We start from the raw sequence: 19,254 nt of genomic DNA, 5'->3' as shown, positions 1-19,254 counted from the left end.
ACGCGCCCGCCCCCTCTCATCCTATTGAAATTCCTATATATTAAGTATAGCTCGGCAGTATAGCACCAATCATCGTGCATGCTGCATATCCCCAATGAATGTGCCTGCTGCCTTTGCCCCCATAGCCGCTTTGGGTCGTTAGCAGTCATAATAGATCCCTTCCGTAGATTACTATTCTGCGCGCAAATCACGACTCGTCCTCCCCGCCAATAACCTCAGGATCAACAGCGCAAACTGCCTCCCCGTACCCTCATTCTCCAGCAGCGGCATGCTGAGCTTCTCGTGGTCGCTGAGGGCGTCGAGTACGGCGTCGGTGACCTTCTTCGGGAAGAGGCCGTGCATCACCTGATCTTCGCTGTGATTGCGAACCTGGGCCATCACCGCCTCGTCGCGCTCGATGCGGTCGGCGATGCCATTGGCGAAGTGCAGCTTGTCGTCGTCGCTGACTTCGGCGCCATAGAGGTCGTTGAGCCGGTCAATGATCTCGGCCAGGCGTTGCTTCTCGGGGTCGTGGGGCTTGCCCGAGCCCACCTCGCTGACCGGGGTGAGGCCGTAGTCGCCCTCAGCCTCTTCCAGGCGCAAACGCTTCTCCTCGCGCTTGGTGAGGCGGTAGTGGGTCAGCTCCAACTCGCTGACGTCGATGCTCTCCTCCTCCAACAGCCGGTCGGTGCTCAGCAGCGGGTGGAGATGGCGGGCATAGACGCAGAGCTGTTCCAGCTCGGCGTCGTCGAAGGTGACGATCTGGCTGAGGAATTCGTAGGTACGCACGAAGCTCTGCAGGTTCTTGCGGAACAGGTCGAGCTCATCGCGGGTGGTGCCGGCTTCCTTGAGCTGCTGCTCGGCGCGCTTCAGGCCCTTGTCGTCGCCATTCTGTTCGGCGACCTGGCGAGCCTCCTTCCAGACCTGGAGCTGTTCCAGGGCCAGCTGGTAGCGCTGCTTGAAGCGGTCCTGGGCGGGCCGGCAGTAGTAGCTGAGGCTGGAGGCCGGGGCCTTGGGATCGAAGAAGGCCTTGGCGAAGCCCTCGACCTCGGGCCAGTGATAAATGCCGCTGGCGTCCAGGGTGCGCTGCAGGTCGTAGACCACGTTGGGGTCGGAGACGTCGGCCAGCTCGGCCTTGCGGTAGTAGGGCGCGAAGGCGTCGAGGATCTCCTGCTCGTCGTTATAGAAGTCGAGGATGAAGGTCTGCTTGCCCGGGAACAGCCGGTTGAGCCGCGAGAGGGTCTGCACGCAATCCACGCCCTGGAGCTTCTTGTCGACGTACATGGCGCAAAGCTTGGGCTGGTCGAAGCCGGTCTGGAACTTGTTGGCGGCGATCATCACGTTGAAGTCGTCGGTGTCGAACGCCTCGGCCAGGTCGCGCCCCTTGAGCCCGGGGTTGAGCAGCTGACTGGTCTCGGTGACCTCCTCGGGGATCACCTCGTCGGGCGGCACGCTGCCGGAGAAGGCGACCATGGGGTGAACGTCGCCGTAGCCCTGCTCGGCGATGTAGTCGCGCATGGCCAACTGGTAGCGTACCGCCTCCTGGCGGCTGGCGGTGACCACCATCGCCTTGGCCTGGCCATCGAGCAGGTGGCGGACGTTGTCGCGGTAGTGCTCGACGATCACCTCGACCCGCTGGGCGATGTTGTAGGGGTGCAGCCGCACCCACTTGGCCAGGGTGCGCGAGGCCTTCTTGGAATCGACTTCCTGGTCTTCCCCCTCGGGATGGGCGAGCTTCCAGGCGGTAGTGTAGGTGACGTAGTTGGTGAGCACATCGAGGATAAAGCCCTCCTCGATGGCCTGGCGCATGGAGTAGAGATGGAACGGCTCGGGCAGGTTGTCGCCACTGGCCGGCAGCTCGGGATCCGGCGGGCGACCGAACAGCTCCAGGGTCTTGGCCTTGGGCGTGGCGGTGAAGGCGTAGTAGCTGATGCGCTCGCTGGGGCGGCGCGAGGCCACGGCGGCATCCAGCATCGCCTCGGCGCTTATTTCCAGCTCGCCGATGCCCTCGCGGTTTTCCAGCTCGCCGCCGCCCTCGCTCCCACTATCGCTCTCTACGGTTTCGCCTGCGGCCGCCAGCAGCGCCTTGAGCTTGCTGGCCGAGCTGCCGGTCTGCGAGGAGTGCGCCTCGTCGGCGATCACCGCGTAGTTGCCTTCGGCAAGCTGGGGGCGCCTGTCCAGGGCGTCGAACAGCGCCGGGAAGGTCTGGATGGTGACGATGATGATGCGGGTGTTGCTGGCGAGTGCCTCGGCGAGCTGCTCAGACTTGCTCTGGTTGCCAACATCGCGGGTGATCGGCCGCACCACGCCGTGGGCGTGCTCGAACTGATAGATGGTGTCCTGGAGCTGGCTGTCGAGCACTGTGCGGTCGGTGACCACGATCACCGAGTTGAACAGCTTGGTGCCATCCTCAGCGTAGAGGTTGGCCAGCTGATGGGCACACCAGGCGATGGAGTTGGACTTGCCGGAGCCGGCGCTGTGCTGCACCAGGTAGCGGCGCCCCGGCCCCTCGGCGAGGGTGGCCTGCACCAGGCGGTTGACCACTTCCCACTGGTGATAGCGGGGGAAGATCAACGTCTCCTTGGTGGTGCGGCGGCCGTGGAAGTTCTCGCTGGTCTTCTTCTCCAGGTGCAGGAAGCGGCCGAGCACCTTCAGCCAGGCGTCCGGGGCAAACACCTCCTCCCAGAGGTAGGCGGTGGCGTAGCTCTGCTCGTCCTTCGCGGGCGGGTTACCGGCGCCGCCCTCCTCCGTCCCGCGGTTGAAGGGCAGGAAGAAGGTGTCCTTGCCCGCCAGCTTGGTGGTCATCGCCACCTCGGCCTGGCTGACCGCGAAATGGACCAGGGCGCCGCGCTTGAAGGTCAGCAGCGGCTCGGGCTTGCGGGTGACGGGGTCCTTGATCGGCCGGTCCTGGCGATACTGGCGCTTGGCGTTCTCCACCGTCTGCTTGAACTGGCTCTTGAGTTCGAGCGTCGCGGTGGGGATGCCGTTGACGAACAGCACCAGGTCGAGGCGAGGGTTGTATTGCCCTTCCCGGGCGTGGGGCGAATAGGAGACCTCCGGCACCACCCGCAGCCGGTTGGCGCGGTAGCGGGCCAGCGAATCCGGGTTCATGCCGTGGTCGGGCTGGAAGCTGCACAGGTCGAACTTCACCCCCGGCACCTTGAAGCCGTGGCGCAGCACCTCCAGGGTGCCGGCCCTGTCCAGCTCGCGGACCACTTTCTGCACGAACACCTGCTCCGGGGCCTGGGGGTTAGCCTTGCAGAACTTCTCCCAGCGTTCGGGCCAGGCTTCCCGCACATAGCCAAGCAGATCTTCGGTGTAGAGCGCCGCGGTGCGGTCATAGCCGCTGGCCGAGCCGGTCTTCCAGCCGTGGGCCGTCATGGCCTCGATGATATCCTGCTGGAAGCGGGCTTCCCTGCTGTCCGCCATGTTATCCCCTGAGAATCAGGCTTTATTTCCCTTAGCCTACGCCGTTGGCGTTGGGCACACAAAAAGTAACCTCCCAAGATGCGCATCCATGGCAGGCGTGGGAGGTGTTGTCAACGGACATCGATTGTCAGGTCGATACTGACGGCAGCCTTACACATGGAGGCACATGTGTAAGGCTGCAGGCACTTACTTTACACAAGGGAAAGCCTGCGTCAATTCAGGCCCCTGTGCCTTACACGCAAGCCGAGCGATAAGGTTCATGTCCGGAATAGCCGCATGTATCGCTCGAAAGAGCTCCAGATCTCCCATCAACTCTGGCACTTCATCGGGATGAGGCGGAATGAAGGCGGCATCGGCCAGGCTGCTCCCGCCGATCCAGTTCTGGCTGACACGGAACTCCCCGGGCGACTTGTGCTCGCCACGCACCCCCTGCATCCAGCCCCTCGACCGCTTCGTTGATCGCCTGGACATAGTTCTGCACCTCCTGCCAGTCATCACGCTTTTCGGGGGGCAGCTGGCTGCTGTCCAGTACTGCCTCGTCCATTGTGACACCCAGCGCCCGGCCTCCAAGGTTTCAAACTTCATCAATAGCCTCCTTGCCTTAGCCGTAGGTGGCCCGCGTCTCAGCGGCCATCAATATCTCAGGCTGCTCAGATTGTTGATCGGCTTGCCACCCGCGAACGTCGATCTTGCCGGTCACGGCCGCGGAGATCAGGGCAGATCGACGTTCTTGGAGCAATTCAACAGATCGTTCTGCGTCTATAACTAGACGATCCAGGCGCTGGGTCTGGTCTTTTAGGTACTTAATTACCAGCTCTTGCTCATATTTCGGAGGAAGCACCAAAGGGGCATCAGCAACGTCGCTCAGGCTTAGCCCTTCCTTCAAACCATATTGCTCCACCCTAAAAAACGACTGAATTGATTCTGAAGACAGCGCATAGCCCACAAATTCAGGTAAAGCATTAACCTGATTAAGCCGAACAAGAGACAGGTGCTGATTTATGAAAGCTGAGACTGGCGGGAGGTCGGATACTGCTACTCGCCCTGTGTTGGCGCCGGTTATACAAACAAGCACATCACCACAGTTTATTCGAGTCCTGGCTCCCTCAGCACCCATGGGAGAGCGTATACGTTTCGCATTCTCAAAGTTGACGCCAATATGATCATCTAGGTCACCGCTCTGAACAAAAATCTCCTCGCCAGATTCGGTAAGATAATCAGACCAGCCCCGCGGACCAGAAGTTATGAATGAGGCTACATTCTTCACGCGCCCAACTTCCCAATGCGCCGGCACCTTACCCAGCCACTCCACCCCGGAGTCCTTCATCGTCACATCAGGGTCCAGCCCCTTGGTGACGGCATGGGAGATCACCGCCTGGCGCTTCTCCTTGAGCAGCTCGATCAGGCGCTGCTGCTCTGCTACCAAGGCGTCGATGCGGGCGGTTTCGCGGTCGAGAAAGCCCAATATTTGGCGCTGCTCTCCTACTGGGGGGAGAGGCAGCAGACATGACATCACGTTACTGGATGAAATGGAGGCCAGATTGGTGCTCTGCTTGGAATACAGATAGAAGTAGGACCGGGCTGCACTGGTGCGAGTGAACATGGACAGCCAGTAGGGCAATAAATACTGATTCGGCCTAATTGCAAAAACATGGTTCTGGTGAAGACAGTCAGCAATATCTCCCTCCCAGACAGTCCCACGCCCAAGCTTGTCGTTGTCTCCGCCTTCATTCATCAAGACATCGCCGGGCTGAAGGCGATAGCGGTCAACCTCGGATAACGCAACTGTCACAGTGTTGACTGACGAGAGATCGACATGCCCGTCCTGCACGTTGGCAACACGCAGATATGGCAGGTCAACCGTGGGCGTATCATTGGAGTAGCTTTTCCCCTTGGCGACTCCTCCCTGGATGGTTGCATACCACCGTAACGGCCCGACCACCCAATGCGCCGGCACCTCCCCCAGCCACTCAACGCCGGAGTCCTTATATTTGGGGTATTTCGGAAAACTCATGCCTTTCCCCCCTCCCTTGCGTTCATCACTGCTTCTCGCCAAAAAGGCTCCGTGTCCCAATGCCCGGGGAAGCCCATATGTGGGCGTGAAGCCTGAGGGTAGTGATCCAGTAGTGTCACCAGCCGCTCGGCCCACTGGCTGGTGGGTGACACGACCTGCATCAGCGACTCGATCACCACGAGCTGGAGATATAGCCGCCGTCTCGGGTCGAGACGCTGCTCGGGGTGCTCATTAGAGCCCGTCTCGATGCTACTAGGGATACTCGGCCAGCCGGCCGGAACCTTCTTCGGCATCTCTGGACGGCTCCCGAATTCGCGGTTCCACACTCGGCCATGGTGGGCACAGACGTTACGCAGATCGGACAGGCTGCGAAACCAGGATCTCAGCACCCGCATCTTCCAGCCAAAATGGCGCTCGATACGCTGGGTATCCTTGGGCAGCCGTAGGTTGGCCAATAGGGTCGAGACTTCCTTGAAAGTCAGCAGCTCCACCGCCATCCAGATAGGCGGCTGATTGGGGGCTGAGCGGTACTTCTTGCGATAGTGAGCCAGGAAGGTCTCGATATCTCGTCCCTTGGCCGCGTTCTCCAGCTTCTCCAACAGCCACCCATGGTTGTAGCGGGTGTCGAAGATTCCGGGATCCAGATAGCCGTGGGGACCATGGTGCTCGGCCAGGGTGTTTGTCAACTGAGCGCGTAGCGCGACCTCGAGCCGTTCGATGGCATCAAGCAGCAGCAGGCGGAGTTCACGGTCGAACACATAGAGCCTCAGCACATCCTCGAAAGAAGAGCCCTCCAGAAATCGATGCTCCTGGAGGCCTGGCTGGTAGAAGGGACGCGTGTAGGCTGAAAGGCGGAAGTAGCTGATATTGGCTAGGTAGTGACGCACCCGAGCCTCGTCGGGTATCGCCAGGCCACGGCTGCATAGCGTCGCGATCTGCTCGTCAATGCTGTGTGCAGGCTTGTGGAAGTCGCTCATGCTCGACCTCCGGACACAAAAAACCCGCCAAAGTGTGCTTCAATGAGAGGCATGGCGGGTGTGTTACCCGGCATTCTAGGGCATGACTCTTTCATTGTCAATGACAGTACAAGACAAGGCTGAACGGCGCCCTTCCTCATGCCGACAGCTCCTCGATCATCTGCTTGATACGGTCGGTGCAAGCCTTGAGGTCGGCGTCGATCTCTTCGAGCGGGCGCGGTGGCGTGAATTTATAGAAGTGCCGGTTGAAGGGGATCTCGAAGCCGACGATGCCGATACGGCCATCCAGCGGGTCGCGCTTCTCCTCGTCGATCCAGGCGTCGGGGACGTGGGGCTTCACCTCGCGCTCGAAGTAGTCGAACACCGACTCATCCAGCGGCACGTTTTCGTTGTCGCGCAGGCCAGTGTCGGGTTCGGGGTTGCCCTTCTTGTCCAGGCAGATATCCGCCTCCGGGTCGCGCTCGGATAGGGCACTGAGGATGGCCTTCTGCAGCGGGGCGCCGACCTTCAGGCCAGCGCCCTTGATGGCGGCCTTGAGCGCCTTGGTGAAGGCGTCTCGGTTGGTCCAGAGCTGCTCCGGGTCCAGGGTGGCGCAGGCGGCCTTGAGGGCCTCGCGCTCGGCATCAATGAGCCTCTGAATCGGCTTCTCGTCATCGAGCAAGGCCAGGCGGTCGGGGGAGGCCTGGAAGTTGAGGCGCAGGGGGCGCTCCACGGTGATGCGCCGGTAGCCGAAGGCCTCCACCGGGAACAGCTTGCTCTCTTCACTCTCCTGGCAGGCGCCATAGAGGCGCACGATCTCCTCGATGTCGCGGTCGGCGACGAACTGGCGCTTGCTGCCGAGCGACTTGCGCATCTTGCTGGCCCGGCCGGTGGCGTTGATCAGCTGCACCTGGCCGCGGCGCTCGGCGGGCTTGTGGTTGGAGAGGATCCACACGTAGGTGGCGATGCCGGTGTTGTAGAACAGGTCGGTGGGCAGGCCGACGATCGCCTCCACCAGGTCATGCTGCAGCAGGTAGCGGCGGATCTCGGACTCGCCGCTGCCGGCGCCCCCGGTGAACAGCGGCGAGCCGTTGAGGATGATGCCGATACGCGAGCCGCCATCCTGGCGGGCGCGCATCTTGCTCACCAGGTGCATCAGGAACAGCAGCGAGCCGTCAGAAACGCGCGGCAGGCCGGGGCCGAAGCGGCCCTCATAACCCTTGTGGTTGTGCTCGTCGGTGATCGCCTTCTGCACCTTCTTCCACTCCACCCCGAACGGCGGGTTGGAGAGCATGAAGTCGAAGTGCTGGCCAGCCAGCTGGTCGTCGGAGAGGGTGTTGCCGAGCTTGATCCGCTCCACCGCCTGGCCCTTGATCAGCATGTCGGCCTTGCAGATGGCGTAGGACTCTGGGTTGAGCTCCTGGCCATGCAGCGAGACAGTGACGTCCCGGCTGACTTGCTGGATGTACTCGTCGCTCTCGGAGAGGAAGCCGCCGGTGCCCGCGGTGGGGTCATAGACGGTGACAATGCCATTGGGGCGTAGCTTCTCGTCCTGGCCGGTCAGCACCAGCGAAGTGGTCAGGTGGACGATGTCCCGCGGGGTGAAGTGCTCCCCCGCCGTCTCGTTGGAGCTCTCGGCGAACTTGCGGATCAGCTCCTCGAACACCAGCCCCATGCCGTAGTTGGTGAGCCGCTGGGGGCTCATGTCGATGGCGGCGAAGCGCTGCACCACCTGATAGAGCAGGTTACTGGCCGAGAGTTGCTGGACGAAGCCCTCGAACTCGAAGTGCTCGAAGATCTCCCGGGCGTCCTGGCTGAACGACTGCACGTAGCTCATCAGGTCGTCGGCGGTCTGGGTGTCGGAGAGTGTGCCCAGAGCCAGCGGTGAGGCGTTGAAGAAGGGCTGCTCCGCCGCGCGCAGCAGCAGCTTCTCGCGCACCGCCTCGGGCTTGGCCTGATGGGCGTGGGCCGCGGCCAGCACATCGGCCTTGGTGGGCTCCAGCACGCACTCCAGGCGCCGCAGCAGGGTGAAGGGCAGGATGATACGGCCGTACTGGGACTGCTTGAAATCGCCGCGCAGCAGGTCCGCCACGGACCAGATGAAGGCCGCCAGTTGAGAGTGACTCTCCGTGTTCACGATGCTTCCCCGCGTGTGCTGAATCTGATGAAAATCGATGGGCACATCATACACAGCGAGGGGATGGCCACGAAGTCGCCCAGGCTGCGGGACCCTCGCCAACCCGACGGAGCGTGAACCCGGCACCTGGTCCACCCGGGGAGGGGCGGACGGCCCCTCACCTTCTTTGAAATCTTCAATTTTAGTGTACTAAAAGTACACAATAACAATAAATCAAAAAGTAGGTTTGTGGGAATCTCTTTGGAGAAATGCTAAATTGTGAACCATGAGTGCACATAAAGAAGGTAAGCTGAAGAGCACCCTGAAAGCCGTTCCTCCCGGCTTCCTGGTCGATTCTGGCTGGCTGCAACGCTATGGGGTCAGCCGCTTTCTCGCTCGCAAGTATGTCGATCACGGCTGGCTGGTGCGCGTGACGCGCGGCGTCTTCCTGCGTCCGGCGCCGGGTACGGGAAAGCCCGATACCGTCGATTGGAAGACCTGCCTGCTCTCGATACAGCACATCATGAAGTATCAGGTCCACCTCGGCGGCATGACAGCGCTCGCGTTGCAAGGCCATGGGCATTATCTCCCCCTGGGCGGCAACGCTCCGGTTTGGGTATATGGCGAAACGATACCGAGCTGGATGCGCCGGCTACCGCTGAATGCCCCGCTGGTCACGCGTACCACGCTCCTCTTCTCCGACCCGGCGCTCGGCCTCACCAAGGGTAACGCCAAGGCCGAAAGCACCCTGCCCTGGAACTGGCAACTGAGGATGTCATCGCCCGAACGAGCGGTACTGGAAGTCATGGATGAGCTGCCCGACCACGAGAGCTTCCACAACCTCGACATGGTGTTTGAAAGCCTGACGACCCTGCGCCCGCGCACCCTGTCGGCGTTGTTGCACAGCTGCAGGAAGATCAAGGTCAAGCGGCTGTTCTTCGTCTTTGCCGACCGCCACAACCACCCGTGGCGCAAACGCCTCGACCCGCAGGACTACCACCTTGGAAGCGGCGACCGCGCTCTGGTCAAGGGCGGCAGGATACACCCGCGCTACCGTATTGTGGTGCCGGAAGCATTTGCGATAACGGAAACAGCCCATGGCGCGTGAAGATTACGAAGCACAGGTCGCCCTGCTTTTGCGTATCCTTCCCCATGTTGCCGAAGAGCACACCTTTGCCCTGAAAGGCGGGACGGCCATCAATCTGTTCTACCGCAATCTGCCACGCCTGTCGGTCGATATCGACCTGACCTATCTGCCGATCAAGGACCGTGCCGAAAGCCTCGCCGAGATCAAGGAAGCGATGGGGCGCATTGCCTCTGCCATCGAGCGCGGCATCAGGGGCGCAACGGCACAATGCATCGAAGGCGGCGGCGGTGGTGCCACCCGTTTACTGGCACGTCTTGGCGGTGCCGAGATCAAGATCGAAACCTCACCTGTCGCACGCGGTGTCGTGCACAACCCTGAACTCCGTTCGGTATCGGCAGCTGTCGAGGATGAATTCGGCTATGCGGAAATGCAGGTCGTCTCGTTTGAAGACCTGTTTGCGGGCAAGCTGCATGCGGCCGTTGACCGCCAGCACCCTCGAGACCTCTATGACGTAAAGCTGCTCTACGATCATGAAGGCCTGACCGGCGACCTCTTCCGCACCTTCCTGGTCTATATCGCCGGTTCACCACGCCCAGCGCATGAACTGCTGAACCCGAACCTCATCGAGATTGACCAACCCTATACGCAAGAATTCGAAGGCATGACGAAGATTCCGATCAGCCTCGATGAACTGCTGGAAATTCGCGCGCAGTTGGTTGCGGATATCCGCTCCCGTCTCGATGATGACACCAAGCGCTTCCTGCTGACCCTGCATGACGGCAAACCGGACTTTTCAGCCATTGACCGCCCGCAGGCTGCCGATCTCCCCGCGGTGCGCTGGAAGCTGATCAACCTGAAGAAACTGATCAGGCAAAATACAGAAAAGCACATGGCCCAGCGAAAAGAGCTGGAAGCGCTTTTCTGATTTCACTCTGCCAATTGACCGACCGGGCCCGAGAGAGCGCCGTAGACAGAATGTAGACAGGTGCAGTCGAGTACTGCGGAAGGAAGGGGAAAAGGTGCCGCAACTTGTTGATAATTGGTGGGCCCAGCTGGACTCGAACCAGCGACCAAGGGATTATGAGTCCCCTGCTCTAACCAACTGAGCTATAGGCCCTTGCGGCGGGAGCGCCAGATTGGCGCCGCGGCGTATGATAGCGAATGCCGTTGGCCGAGGCCAGAGCTATGCGGCTTGCTGGAGGAGCGGCCCTTCGGCGAAGATGCCATGGCCGCCTGCGGCGACACTCCCCGGCCACCCTGCGAGACCTCATGTTCCTGCTGATTGCCTTTGCCGTTCTTTCCATCAGTGTCTCCTTCCTCTGCTCGCTGCTCGAGGCGGCGCTGCTCTCGATGACGCCGAGCTACGTGGCCCAGGTGCGCGAGACCAACCCCAGGCTGCACGCCAAGCTCAACGATCTGAAGCGCAATATCGATCAGCCACTGGCGGCGATCCTGACGCTCAACACCATCGCTCACACGGTGGGCGCCACCGGCGTCGGCGCCCAGGTCACGGTGGTGTTCGGCGAGGCGTGGCTGGGGGTCGCCTCGGCGCTGATGACGCTGCTGATCCTGTTCATCTCCGAGATCATCCCCAAGACCATCGGCGCCACCTACTGGCGCCAGCTCTCCGGCATGCTGGCCACCACGCTCAACGTCATGGTGTGGAGCCTCAAGCCGTTCATCTGGATGTCGGAACAGATCACCAAGCGCATCGGCAAGGACGCCATGGACACCGACATGCGCGGCGAGATCAAGGCACTGGCGAAGATCGGCCAGGAGGAGAAGGCGCTGGACCCCGAGGAGACCCGGGTCATCGTCAATATCCTCAACCTGCACGACATCACCGTGAGGAGCGTGATGACCCCGCGCACCGTCTCGGTGACGGTGCGGGCCGGCATGACGGTGAAGGAATTCGACGAGGCGTGCGGTGACGCCCCGTTCACCCGCTTCCCGGTGATGGATGGCGGGGAGCAGGCGCTGGGCTATGTGCACCGGGCCGACACCTACAATGCCAAGGATGACATCGACCTCAAGACGCTGATGCATCCGGTCAAGACGGTGCTGGACGGCGAGAGCGTCGAGCAAGTCTTCATGGCGATGGTGCAGGATCGCCAGCACCTGTGCGTGGTCTACGACGATTACGGCACCTGGGTGGGCCTGATCACCCTGGAGGATGTGATCGAGACCATCCTCGGCCAGGAGATCGTCGACGAGACCGACAACGTCGCCAACCTGCGCAAGTACGCTCGCCAGCGCTGGACCAAGTCGCTCAAGAAGCGGGAATCGCCGTGATGGCGAGTATCGTGTGGTGTAAAACCCTTACCGCCTCGGCAATAGCGCCATAAATAGCATCATAAATAGCGCCATAATAAAGATCGACAAGAGACAGGCTTCGACTACCTTTATCGCTTAGGTACAAAAAAAATGATGCCGCCGCGACAGGAGGTTGAATGGCTTCGTACAAGGGTGTACAGGGCGCCTTGAATGCGCTGGAGGCATTCTTCAAGGCGCAGTTGCCCGGGGAGTTGAGCGGCGGGCCGACCAATGCCCGGGTCAGCCTGCTGGGCAGCAGCGATATCGCCAGCCGACTGACCGGCAACCTGCTCGGCATCTATCTGCACCGGATCACCATCGACGACCATGGTCGTTCGCGCTTCTTCAAGCCCCAGGGCACCGACAACAGCGCCCCCCGCCCGGAACTACCCGTCAACCTGCATTTCCTGCTGATCGCCAACGCCAACAGCGCCACCGTCGAGGCGGACCTGATGAGCTGGGCCATGGTGGAGCTGGCCAATCACAGCCAGTTGGACATTTCCCACATGCAGGAGATCGACGCCGAGTGGGGGCAGGCGGAGCTCCTCAATATCACGCCGGTGGACATCACCACCGAAGACCTGATGCGCATCTGGGACGTCTTCGAATCTCCCTATACCAGCACCATGGCCTATATCGCCAAGACCGTTCGCCTGCGGCTGAATCCCCAGCGCACCGAAGGGCCCGAGGTGGTCACCCGCGTGCTGCCGGGAGGGCGCCTCTGATGTGTGCCCTGAAGATACTCGAAACCCACATCATGCACGCCAGCGATGTCCTGTACTGGCTCGACGGCAGCACGGCAGAAGTGCCGGCCCGAATGCTGAGGCTCCCCCACCCTGTCCAGCTCGAGCTGAGCAGCAAGCCCCGCGACGTACAGGTCCGCCAGGCGCCAGGCAAGACCGCGCTGTGGCGGCGGTCGGCGGCAGAGATCATCGACGGCGACGCTAGCGAAGCGGACAGGCACTTCCTCGATGCCGGCAGCTTCACATTGGCCGGCACCGCCTACGACAGCCGCGGCTTCTACAACCCGCGCACCTTTGCCGTCACGGCGGGCGCCGGCAGCGCCCCGATCCCGGGCCATGGGCTGGTGATGTACCCCAGCCCCCTGGGAACCCGCTTCGGCAAGGCCGGCGGCCTGGTCGCGACGCTGCGCTTCGCCGGCGATGGGCGCGTCGTGCCCTGGGCGCTGCTGACCGCCGTGGTCGCCATACCCGGCATCGGCCAGCAGACCTATACCGCCCAGGCGGATCACCGCGGCGACGTGCTGCTTCCACTCCACCGGCTACCGCCGCTGCCGGAGGGCGTGGCCGAATACAGCCTCAACCTGGGTGTCGCGGCGCTGCAGAGCGCCAGCGCCCACACCCCGCTGGACCCCGGCGACCTGGCGGCCATGGAGCTGGAGAGCCTCACCAGTGCCGGTACCTTTTCCGACCCCATCGGGCTCTCTATGGTGCCCGGTGAGATCCGATCAATCCGATCCGCAAACAAGGATCATTTGGCCGTGCAGCCCAGTTGACCGCAGCCGAAGGAGGAGATCATGCCTGAATATCTAGCGCCGGGGGTCTATGTCGAGGAGGTCAGCTTCCGGTCCAAGTCCATCGAGGGCGTGGGCACCAGCGTGGCGGGTATCGTGGGTCCCACCCGGTTCGGTCCACTGCGCGGCAAGCCGGAGGTCGTCACCAGCTTCGCCGACTTCACCCGCGTCTACGGTGACGTCCAGGACCTCTCCCTGGGCGGCGACGGCGTGCTCAATCACACCGCCATGGCGGCCAAGGCGTTCTTCGACGGCGGCGGCAAGCAGCTCTTCGTGTCGCGTATCGCCAACTATGCGCTGCCTACCGACGGCTTCGCCTCGGCGGCGGACAGCGGCAACAATGTCACCTTCCAGAGCCGCTTCCCCGGGGCCATGGGCAACCTCACCCTCGAGGTGGAGTGGCGCGACAGCGAGAACCTGCTCCAGTCCACCGTCACCAGCGCGCCGGCGGAAGGCAGCGTGGTGTTCCTCGAGGCCGAGGGCCTGCCGGCCGAGGCCATCGCCAATAACGCCCTGCCCGCCACCCACTTCCCGATGGCCATTCGCGGACTGGTGCAGCGGGTCGGCGCCAACTACCGCATCGTCGACGGGCTCTGCGACATCACCGCGGACGACGCCACTAGCCTCACCGCCGCCGACCTGGTCTCCGGCGACGACCACCTGCTCGGTGCCGGCCTGGTCAATGGCGTCGACACCAGCATCACCTTCACCCGGGTGGTCGCCAAGCGACCGACCAGCGGCGCGCTGTCCAACGGCACCTCGGCGGTGCTGACCCTGAGCGAGGAAACCGACCTCTCGGCCTTCTTCAGCGGCAGTCACTGGGGCACCCTGACCACCCTGCGCGGCACCCTGAATGCCACCGGCACCGTCTTCACCGTCGATGGCAGCGGCCTGAACCCCGGCGTGGGCACGGCGATCGCGCTGCAGCTGTCGGCCCTGGCGGCGGCGCCGGACAGCGTGCGCGCGATGATGGTACAGCGCACCTTCGACATCAGCGTGCACAATGGCGGCGCCAACGGCCCGGTGATCTACGGCTACGGCAACATCTCCAGCGCGCCCGACGCCGACAACAGCCTCGCCGGCGTCCTGGCCGCCGAACCGCAGAAGCGCCACGACCAGCTCACCAGCCCGGTGCAGTGCACCCTCGCCGACAGCATCAGCGGCGAGGATGTCATGGCGGCGCTGTTCGAACTGTTCGACGACGATGCCATGAACCCCGGCCCGACCTCCGTGGAAGGCCCACGCTACCTGATCACCCTCGGCGGCGGCAGCGACGGCGAGCTGCCCGCGGCAGTGCACTACGGCGGCGCCAGCGACGAGGTCAACGGCAGTACCGGCTTCGCGGCGCTGGAGGACATCGAGGATATCGCCATCGTCATGACGCCTGCCGCGGCGGCCGATGCCACCCACCACCAGGCCATCGTGGCGGAGATGCAGAAGCACTGTCGCAAGATGGGCTACCGGGTCGGCATCGTCGACAGCCGCGAGGGCATGTCGCTGTCGGAGGTGCGCGAATTCCGCGCCAACTTCGACGACTCCCGCCTCGCCCTCTACTACCCCTGGGTGGTGGCCGCGGACCCGCGCGGCATCAGCACCACCCTCGCGCTGCCCCCGGCGGGATTCATCGCCGGCGTCTACGCCAACACCGACGTCCAGCACGGCGTGCACAAGGCACCCGCCAACGAAACGGTGATCGGCGCCCTGGGCTTCGCCCAGGACATCAACCGCTTCCAGCAGGAGCTGCTCAACCCCGAGGGCGTCAACTGCCTGCGCTCCTTCCCGGGGCGCGGTCATCGGGTCTGGGGCGGGCGCACCCTGTCCAGCGACCCGGAATGGAAGTACGTCAACGTGCGGCGCTACCTCCTCTACCTGGAGCGCTCCATCGACAAGTCGACCCAGTGGGTGGTGTTCGAGCCCAACGGCGAACGGCTGTGGAGCAACGTGCGCATCACCGTGGAGAGCTTCCTCTATAACGAATGGGTCAACGGCCGGCTGCTGGGCAACGCCAAGACGGCCTTCTTCGTGCGCTGCGACCGCAGCACCATGACCCAGAACGATCTCGATAACGGCCGCCTGGTGTGCGAGGTCGGCGTGGCCGCGCTGAAACCGGCGGAGTTCGTCATCTTCCGCATCGGACAGAAAACCGCCGACAGCTGATGAACGCAGCGAAGAGGAATCAACGCCATGGCACAGTTTCGTGAGACACCCTACAGCGTTTTCAACTACCTGGTGAACCTGGACGACGGCACCGAGGGCGATATCGCCGGCGGCTTTTCGGAGGTCTCGGGCCTCAACGCCGAAGTCACGGTGGCGGAGTATCGCAACGGCAACGCGCCGGTGAACTACGTCACCAAGATTCCCGCCATCCACAAGGCCGGCGACGTCACGCTCAAGCGCGGCGTCATCGGCGCCGACAACATCTACGGCTGGCTCGACCAGGTGCGGGCCGGAAACATCGGCGCCAAGCGCAACGTCACCGTCAAGCTCAAGAGCGAGGACCCGACCAGCGCCACCGCCGTGGTCACCTGGAAGCTGATCAACGCCATGCCGATCAAGTGGACCGGCCCCACGCTGACCGCCAAGGGCGGCAGCGACGTCGCCATCGAGGAGCTGGTGCTGGCGGTGGAACACATCGAGCAGGAGTAGGCACCGAATCATGCAGGAACTGCTGGCTTCCCGAATCGCGCTGACACCGCGGCCACCGTTGCCCCGCAACGCGGTGCTCGAGGTGGCCATGCTGGGCCACTGTCCGGGCCGGGTGCGGCTGGAGCGCCTGCTGGCGCTGCATGGCGCCGTGGCGGAGCTGCGCGCCCTGGACTTCGGCGCAGCGGTGGATCAGCTCCAGGCCGGCAGCGGCGATGCCCGGGTGTTGGCATTGCAGCACCTGCCGATCCCGCTGCGCTCCAGCGCCGAGTTCCACGATATCTTCCCCGAGGCGTTAAGCGCCGACACGCACTACGTCAGCCTGCTGGCCGGGCGCCAAGCCTGGCTGCCCCGCTGCGTCGACGATTTCTTCGCCAACGGCGGCGAGAAGCTGTGGGTGATCGTGGTGCCCGAGGAAGAGGGCCAGGCGGGCTTCCTGCCGGCCCAGGACACCCGCCTGCACGAGGTCGCCACCTTGCGGGGGCTGGCCTGCGCGCTGGTGATTCCCACCCTGGGCGCGGTCACCCTTCCCGATCTGGAGCGGCTGCAGGTCCCGGCCCGCTTGCCCGACATCCCCCGGGTACGCCTGGACAACCCCGCCCCCCGCTTCGTGCCCTGCGGCACCGGGCTCGACGACGATCATCGCGAACGGCGCTACAGCGAGGAAGTGGCGCTCGGCGAGATGCCCCCGCCGGCGGCGCTCAACCGCATGCTGCAGGGCATCCTGCCGTGGCTGGCGAAGCACCGTCCGGACCTGCAGTGCCTGCTGACCCTGCCGCTGGCCTACAGCGGCGAGCAGGACACTCCCGCGCTCGACGAGCAGGCCCTGCAGTGGATCCGTGCTATCCGCGACGGCGACAGCGGCCCCCATCTGCGCCATGTGCAACTCCTGTTTCCCTACCTCCGCGGGCCCGGGTTCGACCTGCTCAGCCCGGTCGGGCTGGTCGCCGGCAAGCAGGCGGCCCGAGCGCAGGCGCGGGGCCCCTGGCGCTCCATCGCCGGCCAGCCGCTGGAAAGCCCAGGGCTGCCCTATCCGCCGTTGGCCAGCGTCGACCAGGTGCGGCTGCGCAGCGATCCCGGCGTGGGCGTGCTGCAACAGCGTAACGGCCGCGTGCAGCTGGACGACGAGCGGCTGGTGGTGCCGGCGCTGCATCCCGACGACTACACCCGCGCCAGCGCCCCGGGGCGCTTCGACGGCTACCGTTCGGCGGAAGTGATGCGCCTGCTGGGCTACCTGCGGCGGCAGCTCGGCACCCTGGGGGAGCAGCTGATCTTCAACCTGGATTACCGGGACCCTCGTCCGCGCCTGTTGCTCGAGCGCTTCTTCCGGCAGCTGCAGCAACGCGGCGCGCTGCGCGGGGCGACGGCCCAGGAGGCCTTCCACATCGAGGAGAGCCGGACCCGGGAAGGCGTGATGGTCTTCGAGATCATGATCGCGCCGGCCTTTCCCATCGACCGCATCCGCCTCACCTTCACCAACCGCCAGGGCGAATGGCAAGGAGGGGTGAACGATGTCTGAATTCGTGCCGTTCCGCTTCAAGGTGAACCTGTACAGCAGCGACAACAACCAGTTGCTGTGCAGCGGCCGGTTCAGCGAGGTCACCGGCTTCGAGCTCAGCATGGAGCCCAAGGCCATCCAGGAAGGCGGCCGCAACTGGGGCGAGCTGCAGCGCAGCGGCGTCACCAAGTTCGCGCCGATGATCCTCAAGCGAGGCGTCACCAGCGTCAACGACCTGTGGAGCTGGTTCGACGCCAGCACCCGGGGCTCCAATTACGGCTATCGCCTGCACGGGGAAATCATCGTGCTGGGCAACCCCACGGAGGACAGGAGCGAGAATCCGGTGATGACCTGGCGCCTGGAGGGCGTCATGGCGACCAAGTTCAAGGGCCCCGACCTGAACGCCACCGCCAGCCAGGTCGCCATCGAAGAGCTGCACCTGGTGCATGAAGGGCTGGAACTGGAACGGCCGGCGGCGGCCGGCAACGGCGAAGGGAGTGCAGCGAGATGATGAACCCCGAGCGCGGCAAGCTGATACCGGTCAGCGGCAACAACAACACGCCGGACCTGGACAATGCGGTCGACGTGCAGTTCAACCCGGTGTCGCTGAAGGTGTCGCTGTCCAACACGCTGAAGGAGAACCTGCGCAACGGCAACAGCCGCGCCGCCCAGTTCGTCGACAAGAGCTCGTCCAGCCTGTCGCTCGAGCTGCTCTTCGATACCACCTACATCGATGCCGGCAAAGGCGAAGCCCAGAACGATATCGAGCAGGGCTCCGACGTCCGCGACCAGACGAAGAAGATCGCCGAGCGCTTCCTGAAACCGGTGGCGTCCGGCGAGCAGATGGAAGCGCCCAGGCGCTGCCTGTTCCAGTGGGGCAGCTTCGAGTTCGTCGGCATGGTGGAAAGCTACGAGGAGACCCTCGACTACTTCTCCAAGGAGGGCCGTCCGCTGCGCGCCAAGGTGGTACTGCGCCTGAAGGAAGACCGCTACCAGTTCCGCCAGCGCAGCGATGGCGTCGCCGCGGCGCAGCAGGACACGCCCACGCTCTCCCCCACCGGCAGCAGCGGCACCGGGGCCGACCAGGGTGCCAGCCCCGTGTCCGGCGCCAGCGTGGGGCCCGGCAACTGGCGCGATACCGCCCTCTACAACGGCATCGAGAACCCGAGGCTGCCCGGCGCCTCGGTGCTGGCGGTGCCCGGCGCCTCGGCAGGCGCCTCGGCAGGCGCCACGCTGGGGATCAAGGCGCAAGGCGGCGCCGCTGTCGGTATCGGCGTCAAGGCAGCGTTCTCCGCCCCGCCGGCGTTTGCCTTCGGCGCCTCCGCGAGCCTCGGCACCCGGGTCGAGGGGGCGTTCGGTGTCGGGGCCGGCGCCAGGGCCTCGACGGCGGCCGCCGTCGAATCGAACGTCGAGGCAGGGAGCGAAGGCCCGGTCATCCGCGCGGATGCCGGCGTCGGCTTCGACTGAGGGCCACACCGTCACGCACTGGACAACGCAGGAGAGGGAGATGCCCATCGTCATCGAGGAAGTCATCGCCGATATCCAGGAGCCGGTCACCCAGCCATCCGAGGCGCTGCCGGCACACCAGCAGCAGCCGCTGGATAACACCGAAGCCGAGCTGGCCGCGAGCCTGGAAAGGATCCGGCAGCGCCAGCAACGCCTGACCGTGGATTGAGCGACCGATC

The 19,254-nt window shown here is 63.8% G+C and carries 15 protein-coding genes and 1 tRNA gene; 11 read left to right on the top strand and 5 right to left on the bottom strand.

Features of this window, described 5'->3' with window-relative positions; translation table 11 throughout:
• Positions 1–171 precede the first annotated feature (171 nt).
• The 4 genes from NFH66_RS03360 to NFH66_RS03345 all read right to left on the bottom strand — a co-directional run bounded on the left by NFH66_RS03360 (position 172) and on the right by NFH66_RS03345 (position 8,515).
• Positions 172–3,408: a type I restriction endonuclease subunit R gene (locus NFH66_RS03360; RefSeq protein WP_349608377.1), complete on the bottom strand. Its 3,237-nt coding sequence runs from the start codon at positions 3,406–3,408 to the stop codon at positions 172–174.
• Between the two features lie 601 nt (positions 3,409–4,009).
• Entirely contained in the window at positions 4,010–5,422 is a 1,413-nt protein-coding gene (locus tag NFH66_RS03355) for a restriction endonuclease subunit S (RefSeq protein WP_349608376.1), read from the bottom strand.
• Positions 5,419–6,399, bottom strand: coding sequence for an Abi family protein (locus tag NFH66_RS03350; RefSeq protein ID WP_349608374.1), 981 nt, complete (start codon positions 6,397–6,399; stop codon positions 5,419–5,421). Before NFH66_RS03350 ends, NFH66_RS03355 begins: the two co-directional genes overlap by 4 nt.
• A 136-nt stretch (positions 6,400–6,535) precedes the next feature.
• Positions 6,536–8,515, bottom strand: a complete 1,980-nt coding sequence (locus NFH66_RS03345; protein ID WP_349608372.1) for a type I restriction-modification system subunit M — start codon at positions 8,513–8,515, stop codon at positions 6,536–6,538.
• Positions 8,516–8,780: 265 nt separating this feature from the next.
• On the opposite strand from NFH66_RS03345, the gene NFH66_RS03340 reads away from it, so the two are divergent.
• Both NFH66_RS03340 and NFH66_RS03335 read left to right on the top strand, forming a co-directional pair.
• Positions 8,781–9,602, top strand: coding sequence for a type IV toxin-antitoxin system AbiEi family antitoxin domain-containing protein (locus tag NFH66_RS03340; protein WP_349608370.1), 822 nt, complete (start codon positions 8,781–8,783; stop codon positions 9,600–9,602).
• Positions 9,592–10,506, top strand: coding sequence for a nucleotidyl transferase AbiEii/AbiGii toxin family protein (locus NFH66_RS03335; RefSeq protein WP_349608369.1), 915 nt, complete (start codon positions 9,592–9,594; stop codon positions 10,504–10,506). The genes NFH66_RS03340 and NFH66_RS03335 overlap by 11 nt, the downstream gene beginning before the upstream one ends.
• Positions 10,507–10,621: 115 nt before the next feature.
• Here the strand turns inward: NFH66_RS03335 and NFH66_RS03330 are convergent.
• Positions 10,622–10,698: transfer RNA gene (locus tag NFH66_RS03330), tRNA-Ile, on the bottom strand.
• 152 nt (positions 10,699–10,850) lie between these two features.
• On the opposite strand from NFH66_RS03330, the gene NFH66_RS03325 reads away from it, so the two are divergent.
• The 9 genes from NFH66_RS03325 to NFH66_RS03285 all read left to right on the top strand — a co-directional run bounded on the left by NFH66_RS03325 (position 10,851) and on the right by NFH66_RS03285 (position 19,244).
• Positions 10,851–11,873, top strand: a complete 1,023-nt coding sequence (locus NFH66_RS03325) for a CNNM domain-containing protein (protein ID WP_349608368.1) — start codon at positions 10,851–10,853, stop codon at positions 11,871–11,873.
• A 158-nt stretch (positions 11,874–12,031) separates the two neighbouring features.
• A complete protein-coding gene (locus NFH66_RS03320) occupies positions 12,032–12,619 on the top strand; it encodes a Pvc16 family protein (RefSeq protein ID WP_349608366.1) in 588 nt (195 codons plus the stop codon).
• Complete coding sequence (locus NFH66_RS03315) at positions 12,619–13,410, top strand: hypothetical protein (protein ID WP_349608364.1); 792 nt, start codon at positions 12,619–12,621, stop codon at positions 13,408–13,410. Before NFH66_RS03320 ends, NFH66_RS03315 begins: the two co-directional genes overlap by 1 nt.
• A 21-nt stretch (positions 13,411–13,431) precedes the next feature.
• On the top strand, positions 13,432–15,585 hold the full coding sequence (locus tag NFH66_RS03310; protein WP_349608363.1) for a phage tail sheath subtilisin-like domain-containing protein: 2,154 nt from the start codon (positions 13,432–13,434) through the stop codon (positions 15,583–15,585).
• Between the two features lie 27 nt (positions 15,586–15,612).
• Positions 15,613–16,074, top strand: a complete 462-nt coding sequence (locus tag NFH66_RS03305; RefSeq protein ID WP_349608361.1) for a phage tail protein — start codon at positions 15,613–15,615, stop codon at positions 16,072–16,074.
• A gap of 10 nt (positions 16,075–16,084) precedes the next feature.
• Positions 16,085–17,590 (top strand): hypothetical protein, encoded by a 1,506-nt coding sequence (locus NFH66_RS03300; RefSeq protein WP_349608359.1) that lies wholly within the window; start codon positions 16,085–16,087, stop codon positions 17,588–17,590.
• The gene (locus NFH66_RS03295) at positions 17,583–18,080 is read left to right on the top strand and encodes a phage tail protein (protein ID WP_349608357.1); all 498 of its coding nucleotides are present in this window, start codon (positions 17,583–17,585) and stop codon (positions 18,078–18,080) included. The genes NFH66_RS03300 and NFH66_RS03295 overlap by 8 nt, the downstream gene beginning before the upstream one ends.
• Positions 18,077–19,036 carry a CIS tube protein gene (locus NFH66_RS03290; RefSeq protein ID WP_349608355.1) on the top strand — a complete coding sequence of 320 codons (960 nt, stop codon included), beginning with the start codon at positions 18,077–18,079 and terminating at the stop codon, positions 19,034–19,036. Before NFH66_RS03295 ends, NFH66_RS03290 begins: the two co-directional genes overlap by 4 nt.
• A gap of 40 nt (positions 19,037–19,076) precedes the next feature.
• On the top strand, positions 19,077–19,244 hold the full coding sequence (locus NFH66_RS03285) for a hypothetical protein (protein WP_349608353.1): 168 nt from the start codon (positions 19,077–19,079) through the stop codon (positions 19,242–19,244).
• The last annotated feature ends 10 nt before the right edge of the window (positions 19,245–19,254 follow it).

This window comes from Halomonas sp. H10-9-1 (assembly GCF_040147005.1).
Classification (GTDB): domain Bacteria; phylum Pseudomonadota; class Gammaproteobacteria; order Pseudomonadales; family Halomonadaceae; genus Halomonas.
Note: the sequence above shows the minus strand (reverse complement) of the source record. Positions and strands in the feature narration are given on the sequence as shown.